General features: G+C 69.5%; 17 protein-coding genes. 14 read left to right on the top strand and 3 right to left on the bottom strand.

Annotated elements, in window-relative coordinates; all coding sequences use genetic code 11:
- The first annotated feature begins 23 nt into the window (after positions 1 to 23).
- From VGZ32_RS22300 to VGZ32_RS22285, 4 genes are all read left to right on the top strand, one after another.
- Complete coding sequence (locus VGZ32_RS22300; RefSeq protein WP_326888097.1) at positions 24 to 500, top strand: hypothetical protein; 477 nt, start codon at positions 24 to 26, stop codon at positions 498 to 500.
- On the top strand, positions 484 to 1,101 hold the full coding sequence (locus VGZ32_RS22295) for a hypothetical protein (protein WP_326888096.1): 618 nt from the start codon (positions 484 to 486) through the stop codon (positions 1,099 to 1,101). Before VGZ32_RS22300 ends, VGZ32_RS22295 begins: the two co-directional genes overlap by 17 nt.
- Positions 1,102 to 1,335: 234 nt before the next feature.
- Entirely contained in the window at positions 1,336 to 1,815 is a 480-nt protein-coding gene (locus VGZ32_RS22290; RefSeq protein ID WP_326888095.1) for a hypothetical protein, read from the top strand.
- Between the two features lie 340 nt (positions 1,816 to 2,155).
- A complete protein-coding gene (locus VGZ32_RS22285) occupies positions 2,156 to 3,817 on the top strand; it encodes a lectin (protein WP_326888094.1) in 1,662 nt (553 codons plus the stop codon).
- Positions 3,818 to 3,920: 103 nt separating this feature from the next.
- Here the strand turns inward: VGZ32_RS22285 and VGZ32_RS22280 are convergent, their stop codons facing one another.
- The gene (locus VGZ32_RS22280) at positions 3,921 to 5,333 is read right to left on the bottom strand and encodes an alpha/beta fold hydrolase (RefSeq protein WP_326888093.1); all 1,413 of its coding nucleotides are present in this window, start codon (positions 5,331 to 5,333) and stop codon (positions 3,921 to 3,923) included.
- Positions 5,334 to 5,561: 228 nt separating this feature from the next.
- Between VGZ32_RS22280 and VGZ32_RS22275 the strand changes: the two genes are divergently transcribed.
- From VGZ32_RS22275 to VGZ32_RS22240, 8 genes are all read left to right on the top strand, one after another.
- Positions 5,562 to 6,065, top strand: a complete 504-nt coding sequence (locus tag VGZ32_RS22275) for a MarR family winged helix-turn-helix transcriptional regulator (protein WP_326888092.1) — start codon at positions 5,562 to 5,564, stop codon at positions 6,063 to 6,065.
- 87 nt (positions 6,066 to 6,152) lie between these two features.
- Complete coding sequence (locus VGZ32_RS22270) at positions 6,153 to 6,953, top strand: DinB family protein (RefSeq protein WP_326888091.1); 801 nt, start codon at positions 6,153 to 6,155, stop codon at positions 6,951 to 6,953.
- Between the two features lie 2 nt (positions 6,954 to 6,955).
- Positions 6,956 to 7,639 (top strand): alpha/beta hydrolase, encoded by a 684-nt coding sequence (locus VGZ32_RS22265; RefSeq protein ID WP_326888090.1) that lies wholly within the window; start codon positions 6,956 to 6,958, stop codon positions 7,637 to 7,639.
- Between the two features lie 52 nt (positions 7,640 to 7,691).
- Positions 7,692 to 8,258, top strand: a complete 567-nt coding sequence (locus tag VGZ32_RS22260; RefSeq protein ID WP_326888089.1) for a GNAT family N-acetyltransferase — start codon at positions 7,692 to 7,694, stop codon at positions 8,256 to 8,258.
- A gap of 230 nt (positions 8,259 to 8,488) precedes the next feature.
- On the top strand, positions 8,489 to 9,478 hold the full coding sequence (locus VGZ32_RS22255) for an ATP-binding cassette domain-containing protein (protein WP_326888088.1): 990 nt from the start codon (positions 8,489 to 8,491) through the stop codon (positions 9,476 to 9,478).
- Positions 9,475 to 10,371: an ABC transporter permease gene (locus VGZ32_RS22250; RefSeq protein ID WP_326888087.1), complete on the top strand. Its 897-nt coding sequence runs from the start codon at positions 9,475 to 9,477 to the stop codon at positions 10,369 to 10,371. Before VGZ32_RS22255 ends, VGZ32_RS22250 begins: the two co-directional genes overlap by 4 nt.
- 158 nt (positions 10,372 to 10,529) lie before the next feature.
- Complete coding sequence (locus VGZ32_RS22245) at positions 10,530 to 12,095, top strand: AMP-binding protein (protein WP_326888086.1); 1,566 nt, start codon at positions 10,530 to 10,532, stop codon at positions 12,093 to 12,095.
- A gap of 160 nt (positions 12,096 to 12,255) precedes the next feature.
- Positions 12,256 to 13,353: a CaiB/BaiF CoA-transferase family protein gene (locus VGZ32_RS22240; protein WP_326888085.1), complete on the top strand. Its 1,098-nt coding sequence runs from the start codon at positions 12,256 to 12,258 to the stop codon at positions 13,351 to 13,353.
- 39 nt (positions 13,354 to 13,392) lie between these two features.
- Here the strand turns inward: VGZ32_RS22240 and VGZ32_RS22235 are convergent, their stop codons facing one another.
- Positions 13,393 to 13,869 (bottom strand): MarR family transcriptional regulator, encoded by a 477-nt coding sequence (locus tag VGZ32_RS22235; protein WP_326888084.1) that lies wholly within the window; start codon positions 13,867 to 13,869, stop codon positions 13,393 to 13,395.
- Between the two features lie 109 nt (positions 13,870 to 13,978).
- Between VGZ32_RS22235 and VGZ32_RS22230 the strand changes: the two genes are divergently transcribed.
- Positions 13,979 to 15,328: an MFS transporter gene (locus tag VGZ32_RS22230; RefSeq protein ID WP_326888083.1), complete on the top strand. Its 1,350-nt coding sequence runs from the start codon at positions 13,979 to 13,981 to the stop codon at positions 15,326 to 15,328.
- Between the two features lie 68 nt (positions 15,329 to 15,396).
- Here VGZ32_RS22230 and VGZ32_RS22225 read toward each other — a convergent pair whose 3' ends face one another.
- On the bottom strand, positions 15,397 to 16,344 hold the full coding sequence (locus VGZ32_RS22225; RefSeq protein WP_326888082.1) for a hypothetical protein: 948 nt from the start codon (positions 16,342 to 16,344) through the stop codon (positions 15,397 to 15,399).
- A 141-nt stretch (positions 16,345 to 16,485) separates the two neighbouring features.
- Here VGZ32_RS22225 and VGZ32_RS22220 point away from each other — a divergent pair.
- Positions 16,486 to 17,330, top strand: an 845-nt coding sequence (locus VGZ32_RS22220; protein ID WP_326888081.1) for a LysR family transcriptional regulator, incomplete at its 3' end; no start/stop codon positions are given.

The following is a 17,330-nucleotide window of genomic DNA, read 5'->3' as shown; positions in this document are numbered from 1 at the left end:
ACTCCGACAATTCGAAGGTTGATATGGCACAGACTCCTGCGGACACGCGCCCTCTGGAACAACCGCCTTACGAGCACTCGGTCGCGCCGAGCAAGAAGTTCCTGGATGTTCTGGCGCACGCTGCATGGCAGCCGTATCCGGCGTACAACATCATCGTTCTGGAAGCCGACTGCCCGGAGTGTAGCCACAAGAACGCAATCAACAAGGTCGTACCGACGGTGGGCACACTGCCGTTCCTCAGCACGTACGCCGCCGGCACCGGGCCGTCGCGCGCCTACGTGGAATGCGCGTGCAGTGAGAATCATGGAGCTCCGCCCGGCGAGAAGGGATGCGGGCGCTGGGCCATGATCGCCCCGCTGGCCAAAGTCTCCTTGGCCGACATCTCAGCGGCCGACGAGCCTGTGCCCACTGAGCCTTCCACAACCGGGCCCGTGGCCGAGGAAGGTGCGGGCGAGACGTCCGCGGCCGAGAGGGGAACCGGCGATGACGACTCTCACTGAGACGACCTTCACTGACGAGATCAAGTACTGGGATGCCAAAGCGCTCGACACCCAGCACACCATGCTCGCCACCATCCAGTCGTCCGCCGGCAAGTGGCAGGCCTCGATCGCCGCGTTCCTCGGCTTGTACGGCACCGTGGGATTCGTGATCGGGCCGAGCCAGCTCGCCAACCTCCCCGTGCACGGCTACGTGTTGCTTGGGGCCCTGATCGCATACGGCCTGGCGGGCGTCTTCGGACTGACCGCGCTCGCGCTGTCCAATCTCGCCGCCCAAGGCATTCCCAAGATCTTCAACCAGCCGATCGTCGGCGAATGGCTCAGCGAAAAGAGCACCGCTCGCGCCAGAACCGCGAGCACGCAACTCAGGTGGGGCATCGGCTTCGCACTCGTCGCAGGCCTGTTCGCCGTCGGCATCTCGGTGTTCCTGATCGTCACCGGCGCGCTCGCCGCGCGGCACTCGTCCGCGCTGGTCACCGGTCCGAGCGGGGCGTACTGCGGCCAACTGCAGGACTCCGACGGGACGCTGAGCCTCCTCCTGCCCGGCGGCAAGGTCGTCCCCCTCGCCGGAGCGTCGGTGACTCAGGTCTCTTCATGCCCTTGACCCCGCTTCCCCCGAAAGCGTGAATTCCGGGCGTACCGGCGAGTAAGTCAGGGCTCGACCCTTGCGGCGGGCACGCGCCCGCGCCAGGGTGGACGGCGGTTCACCCGCCGCGGCGGCGCCCCAGGGCGGGGGAAAAGCACAGCGCAGATCGGATCAGCTCACGCCGAACGGCCTCCGGCGTGAGAGCACGTGCGGAATTCGTCGAACCCACTTTTCAGGACGGGAACGTAACGCATGACCAAGCGATCTGTTCGTCTGCTCACCGCGCTCGCCGTGACGGCGGGCGCGGCCGCGGTCGCTTCGACCGCTCCGGCGGCCGCCACCGCGATCGGGCCGCACCAGTACTTCCAGGGCCTCGTCGACATGCGCACCACCGGCGCGACCATCGGTGTCCTGTGCGCCGGGGCGGCCAACGTCGGCCACCCGCTGCCCGACCAGACCGTCGCCGTGGAGCTCGTGCTCCCGCCGATCACCTCGACCTTGGGCTACACCGGCCTGGACGCCACCAGCATCGTCGCCTGGCTGAACTGGCCGTCGCCGGTCGCGCCGCCGCCCGTCAAGGTCGCCGACTTCACCGACTACGGCACCGCGGCGATCCCGGTGAACATCACGGTCCCCTGCTCCGGCACCGGCGTGATGTCGTTCGTGCCCACTCCCGACGTCGGCGGACGCGTGTCAACGGTCGACGTCACCTTCATCAACATAGGGGCCTGACACCGCTGACCGCCCCGTCCGGAACCGGCTTCGGCCCGGTTCCGGACGGGGCGGTCGCGCGTCGCGTCGCGGTGCGTGGCGGCCCGGTTCACGCTCCGGACTGAAGTGACCACGCTCCGGTGATTCGGCCGTCGGCCTCGGGGTACTGATCGACCGCGGCCCCAAGTCATCCGATGATCGACTCTCGGCGCGGACCGCCATTGCAATTTTCGTTACAAAGAGTTCACCAAGCATTCTTGGCAGACTCCATACATCCAGCCCGTTGTGGCCCCTTGAGCGGCGCCCTACCCTCAAGGCACATTCGTTGTCTCAGTAAACAAAGCCGTAAAGGGGCGGCACCATGCCGATTTCACGTCGGAGGTTTATCACTTCAACCCTGGCCGGTTCGGCGCTCACAGCGGTCGCCGGCACGGAGCTGGTGTCGGCGCTCACCAGCTCCGCGCAAGCGGCCAGCCCGGCCGGGGACGTAGTAGGCAAGATCACCGTGGGGTATCAGGGCTGGTTCGCGTGCATCGGGGACGGTGCGCCGATCAACGCGTGGTGGCACTGGAGCCAGAACGAATCGCAGGCCCCGTCGCCGGGCAACACCAACATCAAAGCCTGGCCGGACCTGCGCGAGTACGCCAACGGCTATCAGACCGCTTACGCGAACTTCAACAGCGGCGCGCCCGCGACGCTCTTCTCGTCGTACGACCAGCAGACGGTCAACGCGCATTTCCGGTGGATGCAGCAGTACGGCTGCGACACAGCGGCCTTGCAGCGGTTCGACCCGAACGGCGGCGAAGGGCCGACGCGCAACGCGGTCACCGCGATGGTCCGGAACGCCGCCGAGGCCTACGGCCGCAAGTTCTACATCATGTACGACGCGTCGGGCTGGACGAACATGGCCAGTGAGATGCCGGCGGACTGGACGAACGTGATGTCGCAGTACACGTCCTCGCCGGCGTACGCGCGTCAGAACGGCAAGCCGGTGGTGGGCATCTGGGGCTTCGGCTTCAACGACGCGAACCATCCATGGGATCCGACCAGCTGCCTGAACGTCATCAACTTCTTCAAGTCTCAGGGCTGCTATGTGATGGGCGGCGTGCCCACCTGGTGGCGCACCGGGGTCAATGACTCCAGGTCGGGCTATCTGGGCGTCTACAGCGCGTTCAACATGATCTCGCCGTGGATGGTGGGCCGCATCGGCACCGCCGCCGACTCGGACAACTTCTACAACCTCGCCAACGTCGGCGACCAGCAGTACTGCAACGGCAACGGCATCGACTACCAGCCCTGCGTCCTGCCCGGTGACGTGTCCGCCCGCCAGCGCGCGCACGGCGATTTCATGTGGCGGCAGTTCTACAACATGGTGCGGGTCGGCGCGCAGGGCATTTACATCTCGATGTTCGACGAGTACGGCGAGGGCAACCAGATCGCGAAGACCGCCGAGGACACCAACATGGTCCCCTCCGGCTCCGGCCTGTGGGCGCTCGACGAGGACGGCACGCCCTGCTCCTCGGACTACTACCTGCGGCTCACGGGCGACGGCGGCCGCATGCTCAAGCGGCAGATCGCGCTCACCCCCACCCGGCCGACGCCGACGACCCTGCCGGCCGCCAGCACGCTGGCCGTGGTGAGTCTGCGCTCGATGGCCAACAACATGTACGTCACGGCCGAGAACGCCGGCGCGTCGTCACTCATCGCCAACCGCACCGCGATCGGCCAGTGGGAGCAGTTCGACCTGCTCGACGCAGGCGGCGGCAACATCGCCCTGCGCGCCCACGCGAACAACATGATCGTCACCGCCGAGAACGCCGGCGCGGCCGCGCTGATCGCGAACCGCACCGCGATCGGCCAGTGGGAGACGTTCCGCCTGACCCAGAACTCGAACCACACCATCAGCTTCTACGCCATGGCCGACGACCGGTACGTCACCGCCGACAACGCCGGCGCGTCGCCGCTGATCGCGAACCGGACGGCGATCGGCCAGTGGGAGGAGTTCGAACTCATCACCAACTAAGGGCTCGCATTTCGCATCCGACCGCCGGTCGGGAGACGCATCTGTCTCCCGACCGGCGATGCGGCGGCGAGCAAGCCGTTCGGGCTGACGTACGCAGCGTTTGTCAGGTGTGGCAGACGGTCCCGGCGGCGGGCAGCGTGCCGTCGGCGAGGTAGCGGTCGATGGCCGCCGCGGCGCACGTCGAGTCGTCGAAGGCCCCGTGGCCGTCGAGGTCAGCGGTGATCAGCCGGCTGCCGTCGAGTCTGTCGGCGACGTCCCGGGACCACGCGTACGGACTGATGGGGTCGCCGGTGGTCGCGGTGATCAGGATGCTCGATGTCGGATTCACCTCGCCGGGCAGGGCGAGCGGTGACTGCGTCGCGTGCCAGCCGACGCAGCCGGCCATCGCCTCCCAGGCCAGCGACACGCCGCCGGTGTGCGGGGCCGACCACTCGACCTGTTGGGCAAGCCGGCGCAGCTGCGGAAAACCGGCGGGTGCTGGCGAGTCGGCGCAGGTCTGGGCGCGGCTGGCGGTGTAGTCCGGGTCGGAGTATGTCATCGCGGCGATGGCGGCCAGCGTCGAGCCATCGCTGTTGGCCGCCTCGGCGATGCCGCCGGCCAGGCTGCTCCAGGCGAACGGATAGCCGACCAGGAACTGGCCGACCGCGATGCGGATTTCCGCGCCGGTGAGCGGCCTCGGCGGCGTCGATCCGTCGGACACGCCACCCCTGTCGGCCCGCGCCACCACCTGGTCGAGGACTTTGCCGGCGTCCTGTCCGTGCAGCGCGCATTCGCTCAGTGTCGTCTGCGCGCACCAGTCCGCGAAGTGTTCGAACGCTGTTTCTTCGGCTGAGGCGGCGTCACGTGCGCGGGTAGACGCCGAGCGGTAGGGATCGACCGTGGCGTCCAGGACGACGCGTCCGGTGCGGGCGGGATAGGTCGCGGCGTAGGCGGCACCGACTTCGCCGCCGACGACCTGGCCCAGGTAGTCCAGCCTTTGCTGACCAAGCGCCGAACGCAGGGCGTCGAGATCGCGCACCTGATCGCGGATGCCCATGTGGGAGGCGAGGCCCGTCGCGCCATGGCAGCCGAAGAAGACGGCGGCGTTGCGCACCAGGAGGCGGTCGTATGCGCTCTCCGTGGCCGGGAAGCTGGAGACCATCGGATCGTGTCCGGAGACCGGGCATGTCAGGCCCGCGCTACCACCGAGCCCTCGCGGGTCGAAGACCACGATGTCCTTGGTGGCGTGCGTGCGGGGCAGCCGGGAGAGGTAGTTCGCGCCGTGCCCGAGGAAGAACGAGAGCTGCGAACCGCCGAAGCCGGTCAGGTCCTCGGAATCCGCGACCACGGTGCCGGTGGACTTCCCCGTGGCGGGGATCCGCAGGAGCGCGAGATCGATCGCCGGCCCCTCGGGTGCCGCCGAGTCCACCGGCACGCTTAAGGTGCCGCACAACGCGTGGTAGTCCACCGCCGCAGGCTGCGGGCACGGTCCCCAGTTGATCGCCTCGCGCGGCGGTGCCAGAGCCGATCCCGCCATCGCGGGTGGGCCTATGACGAGAAGGGCTCCAGTAACGAGGGCGCCTACGGCTGTAGACACTGCGCTCCAATGTGCGCGCGCGCCGGCGTTCGCTCCCGGCGTGGAGGTACGACGCATTGCCATCTCCCCGTTGGTGTTTGACGATCAAACAACGGAAACGGTAGTAGTGTTGTGTTTGACCGTCAAACATTCTGGAGCGTTTGACGGTAAAACGTCTTGGAGGATCGGATGCCGCCGGACCGGGCGTCGCTGACCGCGGCCGTGGGCGCCGCGCTGGCGGACCTGCAGGCCGCCTACGACGACCGCGACCGGGCGCTGGCCGAGGCGCTCGGGATCAACCGCACCGACCTGCGCTGCCTCGACCTGATCGTGCGCGGCGGCCCGCAGACCGCCACCGAACTCGGCGCCCGGCTGCATTTGACCCGTGGCTCCATGACCACGCTGATCGACCGGCTCGAACTGGCCGGCTACGTCGAGCGGCAAGACGACCCCCACCACGGCCGACGCAAGCTGGTGACTCCGACCGAGACCCTCTTCGAAGCCCTGAGGCCGCTGCTCAAGGCGGCCGTCGACAATGGGCACGCGCGGCTGGCGAAATACAAGGTCGCCGAGCTGCAGCTCATCTTCGACTTCCTGCGGGACACGCTCAGCGGCCAAAGCGCCGTCGTCGAGGCAATCCGCGCGGTGGGACTGCGCTCCCCCGAATCCCAGGCCGCGCCGCTTCCCAGATAGCCGGCGGCGCGGGCCCGCATACGACATGCGGATGAGTTCGGGCTAGCCGGAAGCGGATCGTCCGGAACCGGTTCTAGTGTGATATCCATGACCGAGTTCCGCGAGCAGGACCTTTCGGGTGCGCATTTCGAGCACGTACGCCTTCAGGGCGCCACCTTCTCGAAGGTGGGATTCCAAGACGCGACCCTGCGCCACGTCGACCTGACCGGGCTGCGGATCCGCGGCGCTCTTCTCCAGAAGAGCCGGCTGCGCGGTGTCGAACTGATCGACGTCGAGATCAGCGGCGAGTTGGAGAACGTCGTCGTCAACGGCGTCGACATCGCGCCGCTCGTAGATGCCGAACTCAACCGCCGCATGCCCGAGCGGGCGAAGATGCGCCCCGACGACGCCGACGGATTCCGCGAGGCGTGGGCGATCCTGGAGCGGCTATGGGAGGGCACCGTCGCCCGCGCGGAGACATTCCCCGAGGAAATGCTTCACCTCGGCGTCGACGACGAGTGGTCCTTCATCCAGACCTTGCGGCACCTCAACTTCGCCACCGCGGCCTGGGTGGAGCGGATGATCCTCGGCAGCGCGTCGCCCTGGCACCCGCTGGACCTGCCGTGGGACGAGGCGCCCGGGTGGGAGGGCATTCCGTGGGACCGCGAGGCGCGCCCGTCACTCGACGAGGTGCTCGCGATCCGGCGCGCCCGCCAGGCCACGGTCCGCGGCGTCATCGAGTCGCTCACCGACGGGCAGCTCGCCACCGGGGTGACCCGCACCGAACCCGGCTGGCCGCAGCTCGAGGACTTCCCCTTCCTCGAATGCCTCCACATCGTCGTGAACGAGGAGTGGGAGCACCGGCTCTACGCCGAGCGCGACCTGACCGAGTTGGAGAAAGGGAACTGACGATGGATGTCCTGCTCATCGCCGGGCTGTGGCTCGACGGCTCCGCCTGGGACGAGGTCGTGCCGGAGCTCGAGCGGCTCGGCCACCGCCCGGTGCCGATCACCCTCCCCGGCCAGGGCGACGGAGCTGCGTCCGCCACGCTTGAGGACCAGGTGGCGACGGTGCTCGCCGCCGTGGACTCGGCTGCCGACCGGCCGATGGTGGTGGGACACTCCGCCTCCAGCACGCTGGCGTGGCTGGCTGCCGACGCGCGACCGGAGCGGGTCGCGAAAGTGGTGCTCATCGGCGGCTTCCCGGGCCGCGACGGCACACCCCACGCCGATTTCTTCGAAATCAAGGACGGCGTCATGCCCTTCCCCGGCTGGGGCCCGTTCGAGGGCCCGGACAGCGCCGACCTCGACGAGGAGGCGAAGGAGCGCCTGGCGTCCGCCGCGATTCCCGTGCCCGAGAAGGTGGCCAACGGCGTGGTGCGGCTGGTGGACGAGCGGCGCTTCGACGTCCCGGTCGTCGTCGTGTGCCCTGAATTCACCCCCGCCCAGGCCCGGGAGTGGATGGCCGCCGGTCAGATCCCCGAGCTCGCCAAGGCCGAGAACGTCGAATTCGTCGACATCGACTCGGGCCACTGGCCGATGTTCACCAAGCCCGGCGAACTCGCCCGCATCATCGCCGCGGCCGCCGCGGCCTGAGCGGGCGCACACTGGAACGATCACAGCGCAAGAGGATGGGAGGGGATACCCGGTGTCCTACACGATCCGGCCGCTGGACTCCTCGACGTGGGACGCGTTCGCCGAACTCGTCGAGCGCAACAACGGGATCTTCGGCGGGTGCTGGTGCATCGGTTACCACCCGGAAGGCCGCGTGAAGGGGATCGACCACCGCACGGCCAAGGAGGACCGGGTACGCACGGACCGCGCGCACGCCGCGCTCGTCCTCGACGAAGACGGCGTCGCGCAGGGATGGTGCCAGTACGGCAGTCCCGTGGAGCTGCCCGGCATCAAGCACCGGCGCGAGTACGAGAAGGATGCGCCGCCGCTGCCGAACTGGCGGATCACCTGCTTCTACGTCGACACGAAACACCGCGGACGGGGCGTCGCGCGAGCGGCACTCGAAGGCGCGCTCGACCAGATCGCGCACGCCGGGGGCGGGCTGGTCGAGGCCATCCCCGAGGTGACCGCCGGCCGCGAGGCGCCTGGCCGCTTCCTGTACAGCGCGACCGTCGAACTCTTCGAGCAGTTCGGATTCGCCCGCGGTCGGCAGGTCGGCAAGCACGCGTGGATCGTGAGCAGGAAGGTCGAGCCGGTGTGACGTCGGCCGGTATGAATCAGACGGCATGAATTAGTCGGTATGAAATCAGACAATATGAAAGGGTGACGCCACCGAGGCGCCCCGCTTGACCGCCGCACCGATCCCGTCGCCCGCGGGCACCGATCGCACCCCGTGACCCGTTGAACGCGCGGGTGTCGTAGCCTGCTGCTTGACTGTTCGCATCGCGGGGCAGTCCGCGACGGGGATCTGGTAGGGCGGGCGGAGGCGGAATGGCTGCGATTTCGGCCGAGGGGCTGGTGAAGGTCTACCACTCCGGCGGCAAGGATGTGCGCGCACTGGACGGGGTGGACCTAGAAGTGCCACAGGGCACGGTGCTGGGCCTGCTCGGGCCGAACGGCGCCGGCAAGACGACGACGGTGCGGGTGCTGACCACGCTGCTGCGGCCGGATGCCGGGCGGGCGACGGTTCTCGGCATCGACGTCGCCAAGCATCCGCAGCAGGTGCGCGAACGGATAGGGCTGTCCGGCCAGTACGCCGCCGTGGACGAGAACCTGACCGGCCGGGAGAACCTGGTGATGGTCGGCCGGCTGTACCACGTCGGCCGCGAGGCCGCCCGGCGGCGCGCGTCCGAGCTGCTCGACCAGTTCGACCTGACGGAGGCCGCCGACCGTCCCGCGAAGACGTACTCCGGCGGGATGCGCAGGCGCCTCGACCTGGCCGCCGCGCTCGTCGTGCGGCCCCCGGTGATGTTCCTGGACGAGCCCACCACCGGGCTCGACCCGCGCACCCGCATCGCCATGTGGGACGTGATCGCGCAGCTGGTGCAGGGCGGCGCGACCCTGCTGCTGACGACGCAGTACCTCGAGGAGGCCGACCGGCTCGCCGACTCGATCGTGGTCGTCGACCACGGCAAGGTCATCGCGCGCGGCACCGCCGACGAGCTCAAGTCCAAGGTCGGCGGCGAGCGGCTGCACACCGTCATCCACGATCCGGAGCACGTGGCGCAGGCGGCCGCGCTGCTGGCGCGCATGGCCGGGACCGAGCCGCGCGTCGAGGAACGCACCCGGGAGCTGCTGGTCTCGGTCAGCGGCGGCGCGAAGTTCCTGGTCGAGACGATCCGCGAGTTCGACGCCGCCGGAATCACGGTGGACGACATCGCGCTGCGCCGCCCGACCCTCGACGACGTGTTCCTTTCGCTGACCGGCCGCGCCGCCGAAGAATCCGAGAACGCCGAGACGGAAGCCGGTGACGCCCGATGACCCTCGCCTCGTCCAGCGCGGCGGACGCCGCGACGCCCGGGATCACCCCGTCCGGCCTGGTCAGCCGCCCCATGCCGGGGATCGCCGGGGCGTTCTACGACGGCTGGGTGGTCACGCTGCGCAATCTGCGGCGGATGACGCGCATCCCGGAGATGGTGGTCTTCGCCACGATCCAGCCGATCATGTTCGTGCTGCTGTTCGCGTTCGTGTTCGGCGGGGCGATCCCGGTCGGCGGCGGGGGCCAGCACGCCTACCGCGAGTATCTGCTGCCGGGCATCTTCACCCAGACCCTCGCCTTCACCACCGGCACCACCGCCGTCGGGCTGGCCGACGACCTGCACAAAGGACTGGTGGACCGGTTCCGCTCGCTGCCGATGGCGCGGTCCGCGGTCCTGGTCGGCCGCACGGTGGCCGACTGGCTCCAGAACATCCTGGTGCTCGCGATCATGGCGCTGTGCGGTCTGGCGGTCGGCTGGCGGGTCCACGACGGCGTGCTCAAGGGCGTCGCCGGGATCCTGCTGGTGATGCTCTTCTCCTACGCGATGAGCTGGATCGGGGCGGTGATCGGCCTGTCGGTCAGCACCCCCGAGACGGCGAACACCGCCGGGTTCATCTGGCTGTTCCCGGTCACGTTCGTCTCCAACGCGTTCGTGCCCACCGGCTCGCTGCCCGGATGGCTCCAGCCGATCGCCGAGTGGAACCCCATCTCGTCGACCGTCCTCGGCCTGCGCGATCTGTTCGGCAACCCGTCCGGATACCACCCGCCGACCAACCCCATCCCGGACGTCTTCCCGATGCAGCACCCGGTGATCACCTCGCTGATCTGGTCCGCCGTCATCCTCGCGGTGTTCGTGCCGCTGGCGGTCCGCAAGTACCGCTCCGTCGCCGCATAGGCGGAACGCCGCAGGCGCGCACAGCTACGTGAATTCGCACTTCAGACACCTGGCACGAGCGTTCAGCGCGGCCGGGCGGATGGGCCCAAACCGGACTTAAGTTCGAACGCTGAAAATTGGCGGCGACCGGCGTCCGAGGTCCGCTGGAGGGTGCGGCGATGAATCACGAGCCCGCGCACGACAACTATGTCGTGTACCTGTTGAGCAAGCTTGCGGAGCGCGGCGAGCGCGACGCGATCCACTTCGGCGATCAGCGGATCAGCTCCGGTGAAGCCCGCGCCATGGTTCTGCGACTGGCCTCGTACTTCCAGGCGGCCGGGGCGCGGCCGGGTGACGGTATCGCGTTGTTCAGCCGCAACCGGCCGGAGGTGCTGCTCGTCAAGCTGGCCGCGCACCTGATCGGCTGCCGGCTGGTCTTCGTGCCGCCGCAGCCCGGCGACGACGAGCTGAGCGGCTACGTCGAGCACGCGGGCATCCGCATCCTGGTCTACGACGCCGCCTTCGCCTCGCGGGTGGCGCGGATCCTGGCCACCGTCGAGGTCCCGATCGCGCTCAGCCTGGGCGAGGATCCGCCCAGGACTGATCTGGCGGCCTGGCTCGCGGCCGCCGACGGGCCGGGCCTGGACCCCGCCGCCGCGGCGCCCGCCTCCGAGATCGCGACGATCCTCTACACCGGCGGGGCGACCGGCAACCCGAAGCTCGTCATGCACCGCAGCCGGTACTACCGCGGACTGCTCGAACTGTCGAAGGTGAACGTCAGCCACGCGGCCGACAAGAAGTTCCTGGTCTGCACCGAACTCACCCACACCAGCGGTCATCTGAGCTCGCTGATCGGGGTGATGACCGGCCAGACCATCGTGCTGATGGAGGAGTTCGACGGGGCCCGCGCGCTCGCCCTCGTGGCCGACGACCAGATCACCTCGATGACCGTCGTCCCGCCGATGCTCTACGAGATCCTCGACGCGACCGCGGCGACCAGTTCGCCGGGCAGCCACTCGACGCTCGAGGCGATCTACTACGGCGGCTCCTCCCCCGCGCCGTCCCGCATCCGCAAGGCGATCGAACGGTTCGGGCCGATACTCCACCAGTTCTACGGGGCGACCGAACACGCGGTCGTCTCCCGGCTCGGCGCCGACGAGCACGATCTCGCCAGGCCGCACATCCTGGAAAGCTGCGGACGCCCGGTCCCCGGCGTCGAGGTCGAGGTGCGCGACGCGGCGGGAAAGTGCCTTGGCCCCGGCCAGGTGGGCGAGCTGTGCGTCCGCGGCGACATGATGATGGACGGATGCTGGGGAGCGCCGGCCGGCTCGGCGGACTCGCTCGCCGACGGCTGGTTCAAGAGCGGTGACCTCGGCTATCGGGACGAGGACGGGTACATCTACCTCGTGGACCGGATCAAGGACATCATCATTCCGGGCCTGACCTCGGACAACGTCTACTCCCGGCTGCTGGACGACTTCCTGGTGTCCCTTCCGGAGATCAGGGACGCGGCCGCCGTCGGCATCCCGGCCGTCGACCAGCGCGAGACGGTGCACGTCTTCCTGGTCTTGCATGACCCCGCCTCGTTCGACTTCGAAGACCTGCAGCGGAAAGTCACCCGGCAGCTCGGCGAGATCTACGAGCCGAAGTCGTATTCGGCGCTTTCGGCGCTGCCGCGCACGAGCGTGGGCAAAGTCGACAAGCGGGCGCTGCGCGCGCGGTTCGTCACGGCGTGCATCGTCTAGGCATGCACCGTCTAGAACGCGACCGCCGCGGCGCACGTCAATCGCTTCAAGGTCGCGCGCGCGGCCGCGTGTCGCGCACGGCATGCTGGTGGGCTCGGACACAGTGGGCTCGGACACTGCGAGCCGGTCGAAGCCGGAAGCCGGAGAATGAGGTGGGTCGATGGCCGGGCCGCTGCGCGGGCTGCGGGTGGTGGAGCTGGCCGGGATCGGTCCGGCTCCGCACGCGGCGATGGTGCTGGCTGACCTCGGCGCAGACGTCGTGCGGATCGAACGTCCGCCATCGGCATCCGGGACCGGCCTTATCGGGCGCGCACAGCAGCAGGGCCGGGGCACTCGCACGGTGGCCGCGGACCTCAAGACTTCAGACGGGCGCGATGCCGTGCTGCGGCTCGCCGCGAAGGCCGACGTGCTCATCGAGGGTTACCGGCCGGGTGTCGCAGAGCGGCTCGGCGTGGGCCCCGAACAGTGCCGGGCGGTGAACCCCCGGCTGATCTACGGCCGGGTGACCGGTTGGGGCCAGACCGGCCCGCTGGCTCACCACTCAGGTCACGACATCAACTACATCGGTCTCACCGGAATCCTCAACGCCATCGGCCGGCGGGGCGAGCGGCCGGTACCCCCGCTGAACCTGGTCGGCGACTACGGCGGCGGCTCGATGCTGCTGCTCGTGGGAGTGCTCGCCGCGCTGTGGGAGCGCGAGCGCTCGGGCGAGGGGCAGGTGGTGGACGCCGCGATGGTGGACGGGGCTGGTCTGCTCGCCCACTTGGTCTGGGCGATGTACGGCGGCGGCGATTGGACCGCCGAGCGCGGCGCGAACAGTCTGGACGGCGGCGCGCCCTTCTACGACACGTACGAGTGCGCGGACGGACGATACGTCGCGGTCGGCGCTTTGGAGCCCCAGTTCTACGCCGCGCTGCTGCATGGCCTCGGACTCGACCCGGCCGAACTGCCTGAGCAGTGGGACCGAACCGGCTGGCCAAGGCTGCGGGACCGGTTCACCGCGGCGTTCCTCGCCCACCCACGCGACCATTGGGCCGGGGTATTCGGCGATGTCGATGCCTGCGTCACGCCGGTGCTCTCGTTCGACGAGGCACCGCGGCATCCGCACCTGGCCGACCGCCACGCGTTCGTCGAACTCGACGGAGTCACCCAGCCGGGGCCCGCGCCCAGGTTCTCCCGGACGGTTCCGGACATTCCGGCGGCAGGACGGGATTCCGGCGGCGGTATCGACGCCGTGCTCGCCGACTGGCAGGCCTGAGCCGGGCTCGCCGCGGGTGTGCGTTCCGCCGCGTGGGACCTACCGAGGCCCGGCGGAACCGCGCTGTTCGTCGACGATCGCGCGAAGGTGCTCGATGACGGGGACGGCGGCCGCGAGCGTCGCCGCCTCGTCGGGCGATAGCTTCTCGAGCGCCTGGGAGAAGGTCTGCGCACCGGCTTCGCGGCGGGCGCGGACGTACGCGGAACCGGCGTCGGTGATGGCGACCATGACGACGCGCTTGTCCGCTGGGTCCCGGCGGCGTTCCACAAGCCCAGCGCGCTCGAGCGTGGTGACCATCGCGGTCACAGAGGGCTGGGCGACCCCCTCGGAGGCGGCCAAGTCGGTGATGCGGCGCGGGCCGATGCGGCTGAGCGTGGCGAGGGCCGACAGCGAGGTGAGGCTCATGTCCCGCGGCGTGCGCCGGATGAACGACGCCAGCAACTCGTAGACGGCGGTGGCCGCGCGGAGCCGGTCGGGGGCGGCTACCGGATCGCGGGTGGTGCTTCTACTGCTCACGCTGCGAAGCATAGTCCGGCGGCGCAGCTCAGCCACTTGCATTGATAGTATATATAGAGTCTCTATATTATTGACGGGTGCGAGCCGGCCCAGGACGACGGGAGAACGAGTGAAGACGAGTGAGGCGGGCGGCGAGGCGACGGCCGTGGCAAGTCTTTTCCGGCAGCCGAAGGCGGTCTGGGCGGTGGCGTTCGCCTGCGTGATCTCCTTCATGGGGATCGGCCTGGTCGACCCGATTCTGCCGTCGCTGGCGTCGGGGCTGCACGCCAGCCCGAGTCAGGTGGAGCTGCTGTTCACCAGCTATCTGGTGGTGACCGCGGTCGCGATGCTGATCACCGGATGGGTGTCCAGCCGGATCGGCGGCAAGCGCACCCTGATCATCGGCCTGGTGCTGATCGTCGTCTTCTCCGCGACGGCGGGCGCGAGCGACGGCATCGGGCAGATCATCGAGTTCCGCGCCGGCTGGGGTCTGGGCAACGCCCTGTTCATCGCGACCTCGCTGGCGGTCATCGTCGGCTCGGCGAGCGGCGGGTTCAGCGGCGCCATCATGCTCTACGAGACGGCCCTCGGGGTCGGCATCGCCTGCGGTCCGCTGCTCGGCGGCCTGCTGGGCAACGTCAGCTGGCGCGGGCCGTTCTTCGGTGTCGCGGCGCTGATGCTCATCGCGCTGGTGGCCACCGCCGTGCTCGTGCCCCCGACCCCGCGTCCGGAGCGACGCTCGGCCATCAGCGAGCCGATCAAGGCACTGCGGCACCGCCCGCTGGCCATCACCAGCGTGACCGGCCTGCTCTACAACTGGGGCTTCTTCACCATCCTCGGCTACGCCCCCTTTCTGATGCACCTGTCGCCGCTGCGGCTCGGCGCCGTCTTCTGCGTCTGGGGCGTGCTCGTCGCGATCTTCGCGGTCTTCGGCGCGCCATGGCTCCGGGCGCGCTTCGGCACCGCTCGCACGCTGTACGGCAGCATCCTGCTGATGGCCGTGGACTGCCTCGTCATCGGCCTGTTCCCGGACCACCGGGCGACCGTGGTAGCCGCGACGATCGTGGCAGGGATCTTCATCGGCACCAACAACACGCTGGTGACCACGGCGGTGATGAGCATCGCGCCGGTGCCGCGCCCCGTCGCCTCGGCCACCTACGGCTTCGTCCGGTTCATCGGCGGCGGCCTGGCACCGTTCGCGGCGGGCAAGCTTGCGGAGCACTACAGCGTCCACGTGCCCTTCATCGTCGGCGCGGTCGCCATCGCGGCTGCGGCCGCCACACTGACCACGGTGCATCGCGCATTGGACAACGCGGACCGCGAGGAGGCGCACCCGGGACCGTCCCACGTCCGCCAGGACGCCGAACGCGCGGTGCGCGAGGCGCCCGGACTGCCCGAGGAGGCGGTGCTCGCCGAAGAGGCGCTGCTCGAGGACCGCAGGCTCGGCGGCGCCCCGGTCGAGCACTGGTCGCGACCGTGAGCGTCCGGGGGAGCCGTTGCCCGGTCGCCGCCGTGCCCTGATGCCGGCCGGGCCTCGGCGGGAACGATTCAGGACATGTGCTTGGCGAACCACTCGAGCATCGGCTGCGGGCGGCGCTGGAATTCCAGGTAGCCGTCGAACCGGGCGGTCGTGCCCTCGATCCACTGGAGCTTCTTCTCGGCGATCGGGATGTTGTCGAACATCGTCTGCACGTCGCTCGGGTGGGTCAGGATGTCCTCGCGCACCTGGTAGAGGAAGGTCGGGACCCGGACGCTCTTGGCCCACTCACGCACGTTCCGCTGTGCGAAGCCGACGCTCGTGCGCATGAGGACGTGCCGGTCGAGATCGTCGACGCGGTCGCCCAGCCCCAGCGCGGCGAGTCTGCGCTCGACGATGGTCCGCCCGGTGACCGGCTGGGGCGCGACAAGGCACCGGACTTCGTCGAACGCCTCAGGGAACTGCGTCATCGCGGCGAAGGTGGAGCTCGCGCCCATGCAGCGGCTGAACAGGCCGATCGCCGCCGTCCGAGTGTCCTCGCGGGTGCGCGCATACCTCAGCGAGCCCACGATGTCCCGGGCCTCGAAGACCCCGCCGGTGGTGACGCCGCCGTTGGCGGCCCCGCTCAGACCGTGATTGCGCAGGTCGTACGCCAGGACGTGATACCCGGCGTCGTGCAGGATCCGGTAGTCCGGCACGAGGTCGACCTCGAAGCCGTTGCCGCTGGGCGCCCAATCCGACCGCCACGGCTCCAGGTGCGCGGGCATGCCGGATCGGTTGAAGCCCATCGGGTGGTTCGCGATGATCAGCTTGTCCGAGCCGGGCGCCGGGATGAACCAACCCTCCAAAGGCACCCCGTCCCGCGAGGGGAAGGTGACGTCCTCGTAGTCGAGCCCGAGCTCGGACGGCGAGTGCAGGATCGGCGCACGTCGCAGGACACTGAATCCGTCGGCGAACCGCCGCAACATCTGATCGATCTGCTCCTCGGTCCGCACGGGAGCCTCGTGTACGTCAGCCATCTGCTTTCCCCTTCACCCGTTGCTGCGACGACGCCCGTTGAACTGGGTTGTTAGCGACCGTCCGCTCGAACGCTCCCCAGTCAACCCGCCGGCGCGCGGGATCTGAAGGATCAATCCGGTCCGGATTGATACCCTGGAGATATGAGTGAGCTGGAGGTCCGCCAGCTGCGGTACTTCGTGGCGGTCGCCGAGGAACTGCACTTCGGGCGCGCCGCGGAGCGACTCGGCATGGCGCAGCCGCCGCTGTCCCGGGCGATCCGCGAGCTGGAGCGCCAGCTGGGCGTGCGGCTGCTGGAGCGGACCACACGCCAGGTCACCCTCACTCCCGCGGGGCAGGTGCTGCTGCGTGACGCCCGTGCCGCGCTCGACGCGGTCGCCGCCGCCGACCGGCGGGCCCGGCACGCGGGGGCGCAGACGCCGACGCTGCGTCTCGCCCTCAAGGCCGACTACGATGCCGGACTGCTGCCCCGGATCCTCGCCGCCTACGAGCACGAGGACGCCGCGTTGCCGGTCGAACTGGTCCACGGCGGGCGCGGCGAGCAAGCATCCGCCCTCCGCGACGGCCGGGCGGACGTCGCACTCGTCTCCACCCCCTTCGACGAGCGCGGCCTCGACATCGAGCCCTTAGTCACCGAGCCACGCCTCGTCGCGCTCGCCGCGACCGACCCGCTCGCCGCGCGGACGTCGCTGCACCTGGCAGACCTGGCCGGTCGGAAGCTTCCCGACGGGTCCGCCGCCGAACTGGGCGGCCACCCGCCGTCCGCCGGCCGCGACTCTCGCGTCGGCGGGGTCCAGCCTCCGGCCGGCGCCGCGCGGCCCCATCTGGACATCGCGCAGATCTTCAACCTGATCGAGGTCGGCGACGTCGTCTGGCTCCCGCCCGTCTCGATCGCCCGCCTGCACCCCCGCCCGCACATCGTCTACCGGACCGTGACGGACCTCGGGCCGACCACGCTCACCGTCGCGTGGCCGCGAGACAGCCGCTC

This window comes from Actinocrinis sp., assembly GCF_035938995.1.
In the GTDB taxonomy this organism is placed as follows: domain Bacteria; phylum Actinomycetota; class Actinomycetes; order Streptomycetales; family Catenulisporaceae; genus DASZGI01.
The sequence above is the reverse complement of the archived record's forward strand: the minus strand, read 5'-3'. Positions and strand labels throughout refer to the sequence as shown.

Excerpts from the sequence above, each read along its gene's own strand:
- VGZ32_RS22300 (WP_326888097.1), top strand. The coding sequence starts at position 24 with ATGGCACAGACTCCTGCGGACACGCGCCCTCTGGAACAACCGCCTTAC.
- VGZ32_RS22295 (WP_326888096.1), top strand. The coding sequence starts at position 484 with ATGACGACTCTCACTGAGACGACCTTCACTGACGAGATCAAGTACTGG.
- VGZ32_RS22290 (WP_326888095.1), top strand. The coding sequence starts at position 1,336 with ATGACCAAGCGATCTGTTCGTCTGCTCACCGCGCTCGCCGTGACGGCG.
- VGZ32_RS22285 (WP_326888094.1), top strand. The coding sequence starts at position 2,156 with ATGCCGATTTCACGTCGGAGGTTTATCACTTCAACCCTGGCCGGTTCG.
- VGZ32_RS22280 (WP_326888093.1), bottom strand. The coding sequence starts at position 5,333 with ATGGCGGGATCGGCTCTGGCACCGCCGCGCGAGGCGATCAACTGGGGA.
- VGZ32_RS22275 (WP_326888092.1), top strand. The coding sequence starts at position 5,562 with ATGCCGCCGGACCGGGCGTCGCTGACCGCGGCCGTGGGCGCCGCGCTG.
- VGZ32_RS22270 (WP_326888091.1), top strand. The coding sequence starts at position 6,153 with ATGACCGAGTTCCGCGAGCAGGACCTTTCGGGTGCGCATTTCGAGCAC.
- VGZ32_RS22265 (WP_326888090.1), top strand. The coding sequence starts at position 6,956 with ATGGATGTCCTGCTCATCGCCGGGCTGTGGCTCGACGGCTCCGCCTGG.
- VGZ32_RS22255 (WP_326888088.1), top strand. The coding sequence starts at position 8,489 with ATGGCTGCGATTTCGGCCGAGGGGCTGGTGAAGGTCTACCACTCCGGC.
- VGZ32_RS22250 (WP_326888087.1), top strand. The coding sequence starts at position 9,475 with ATGACCCTCGCCTCGTCCAGCGCGGCGGACGCCGCGACGCCCGGGATC.
- VGZ32_RS22245 (WP_326888086.1), top strand. The coding sequence starts at position 10,530 with ATGAATCACGAGCCCGCGCACGACAACTATGTCGTGTACCTGTTGAGC.
- VGZ32_RS22240 (WP_326888085.1), top strand. The coding sequence starts at position 12,256 with ATGGCCGGGCCGCTGCGCGGGCTGCGGGTGGTGGAGCTGGCCGGGATC.
- VGZ32_RS22225 (WP_326888082.1), bottom strand. The coding sequence starts at position 16,344 with ATGGCTGACGTACACGAGGCTCCCGTGCGGACCGAGGAGCAGATCGAT.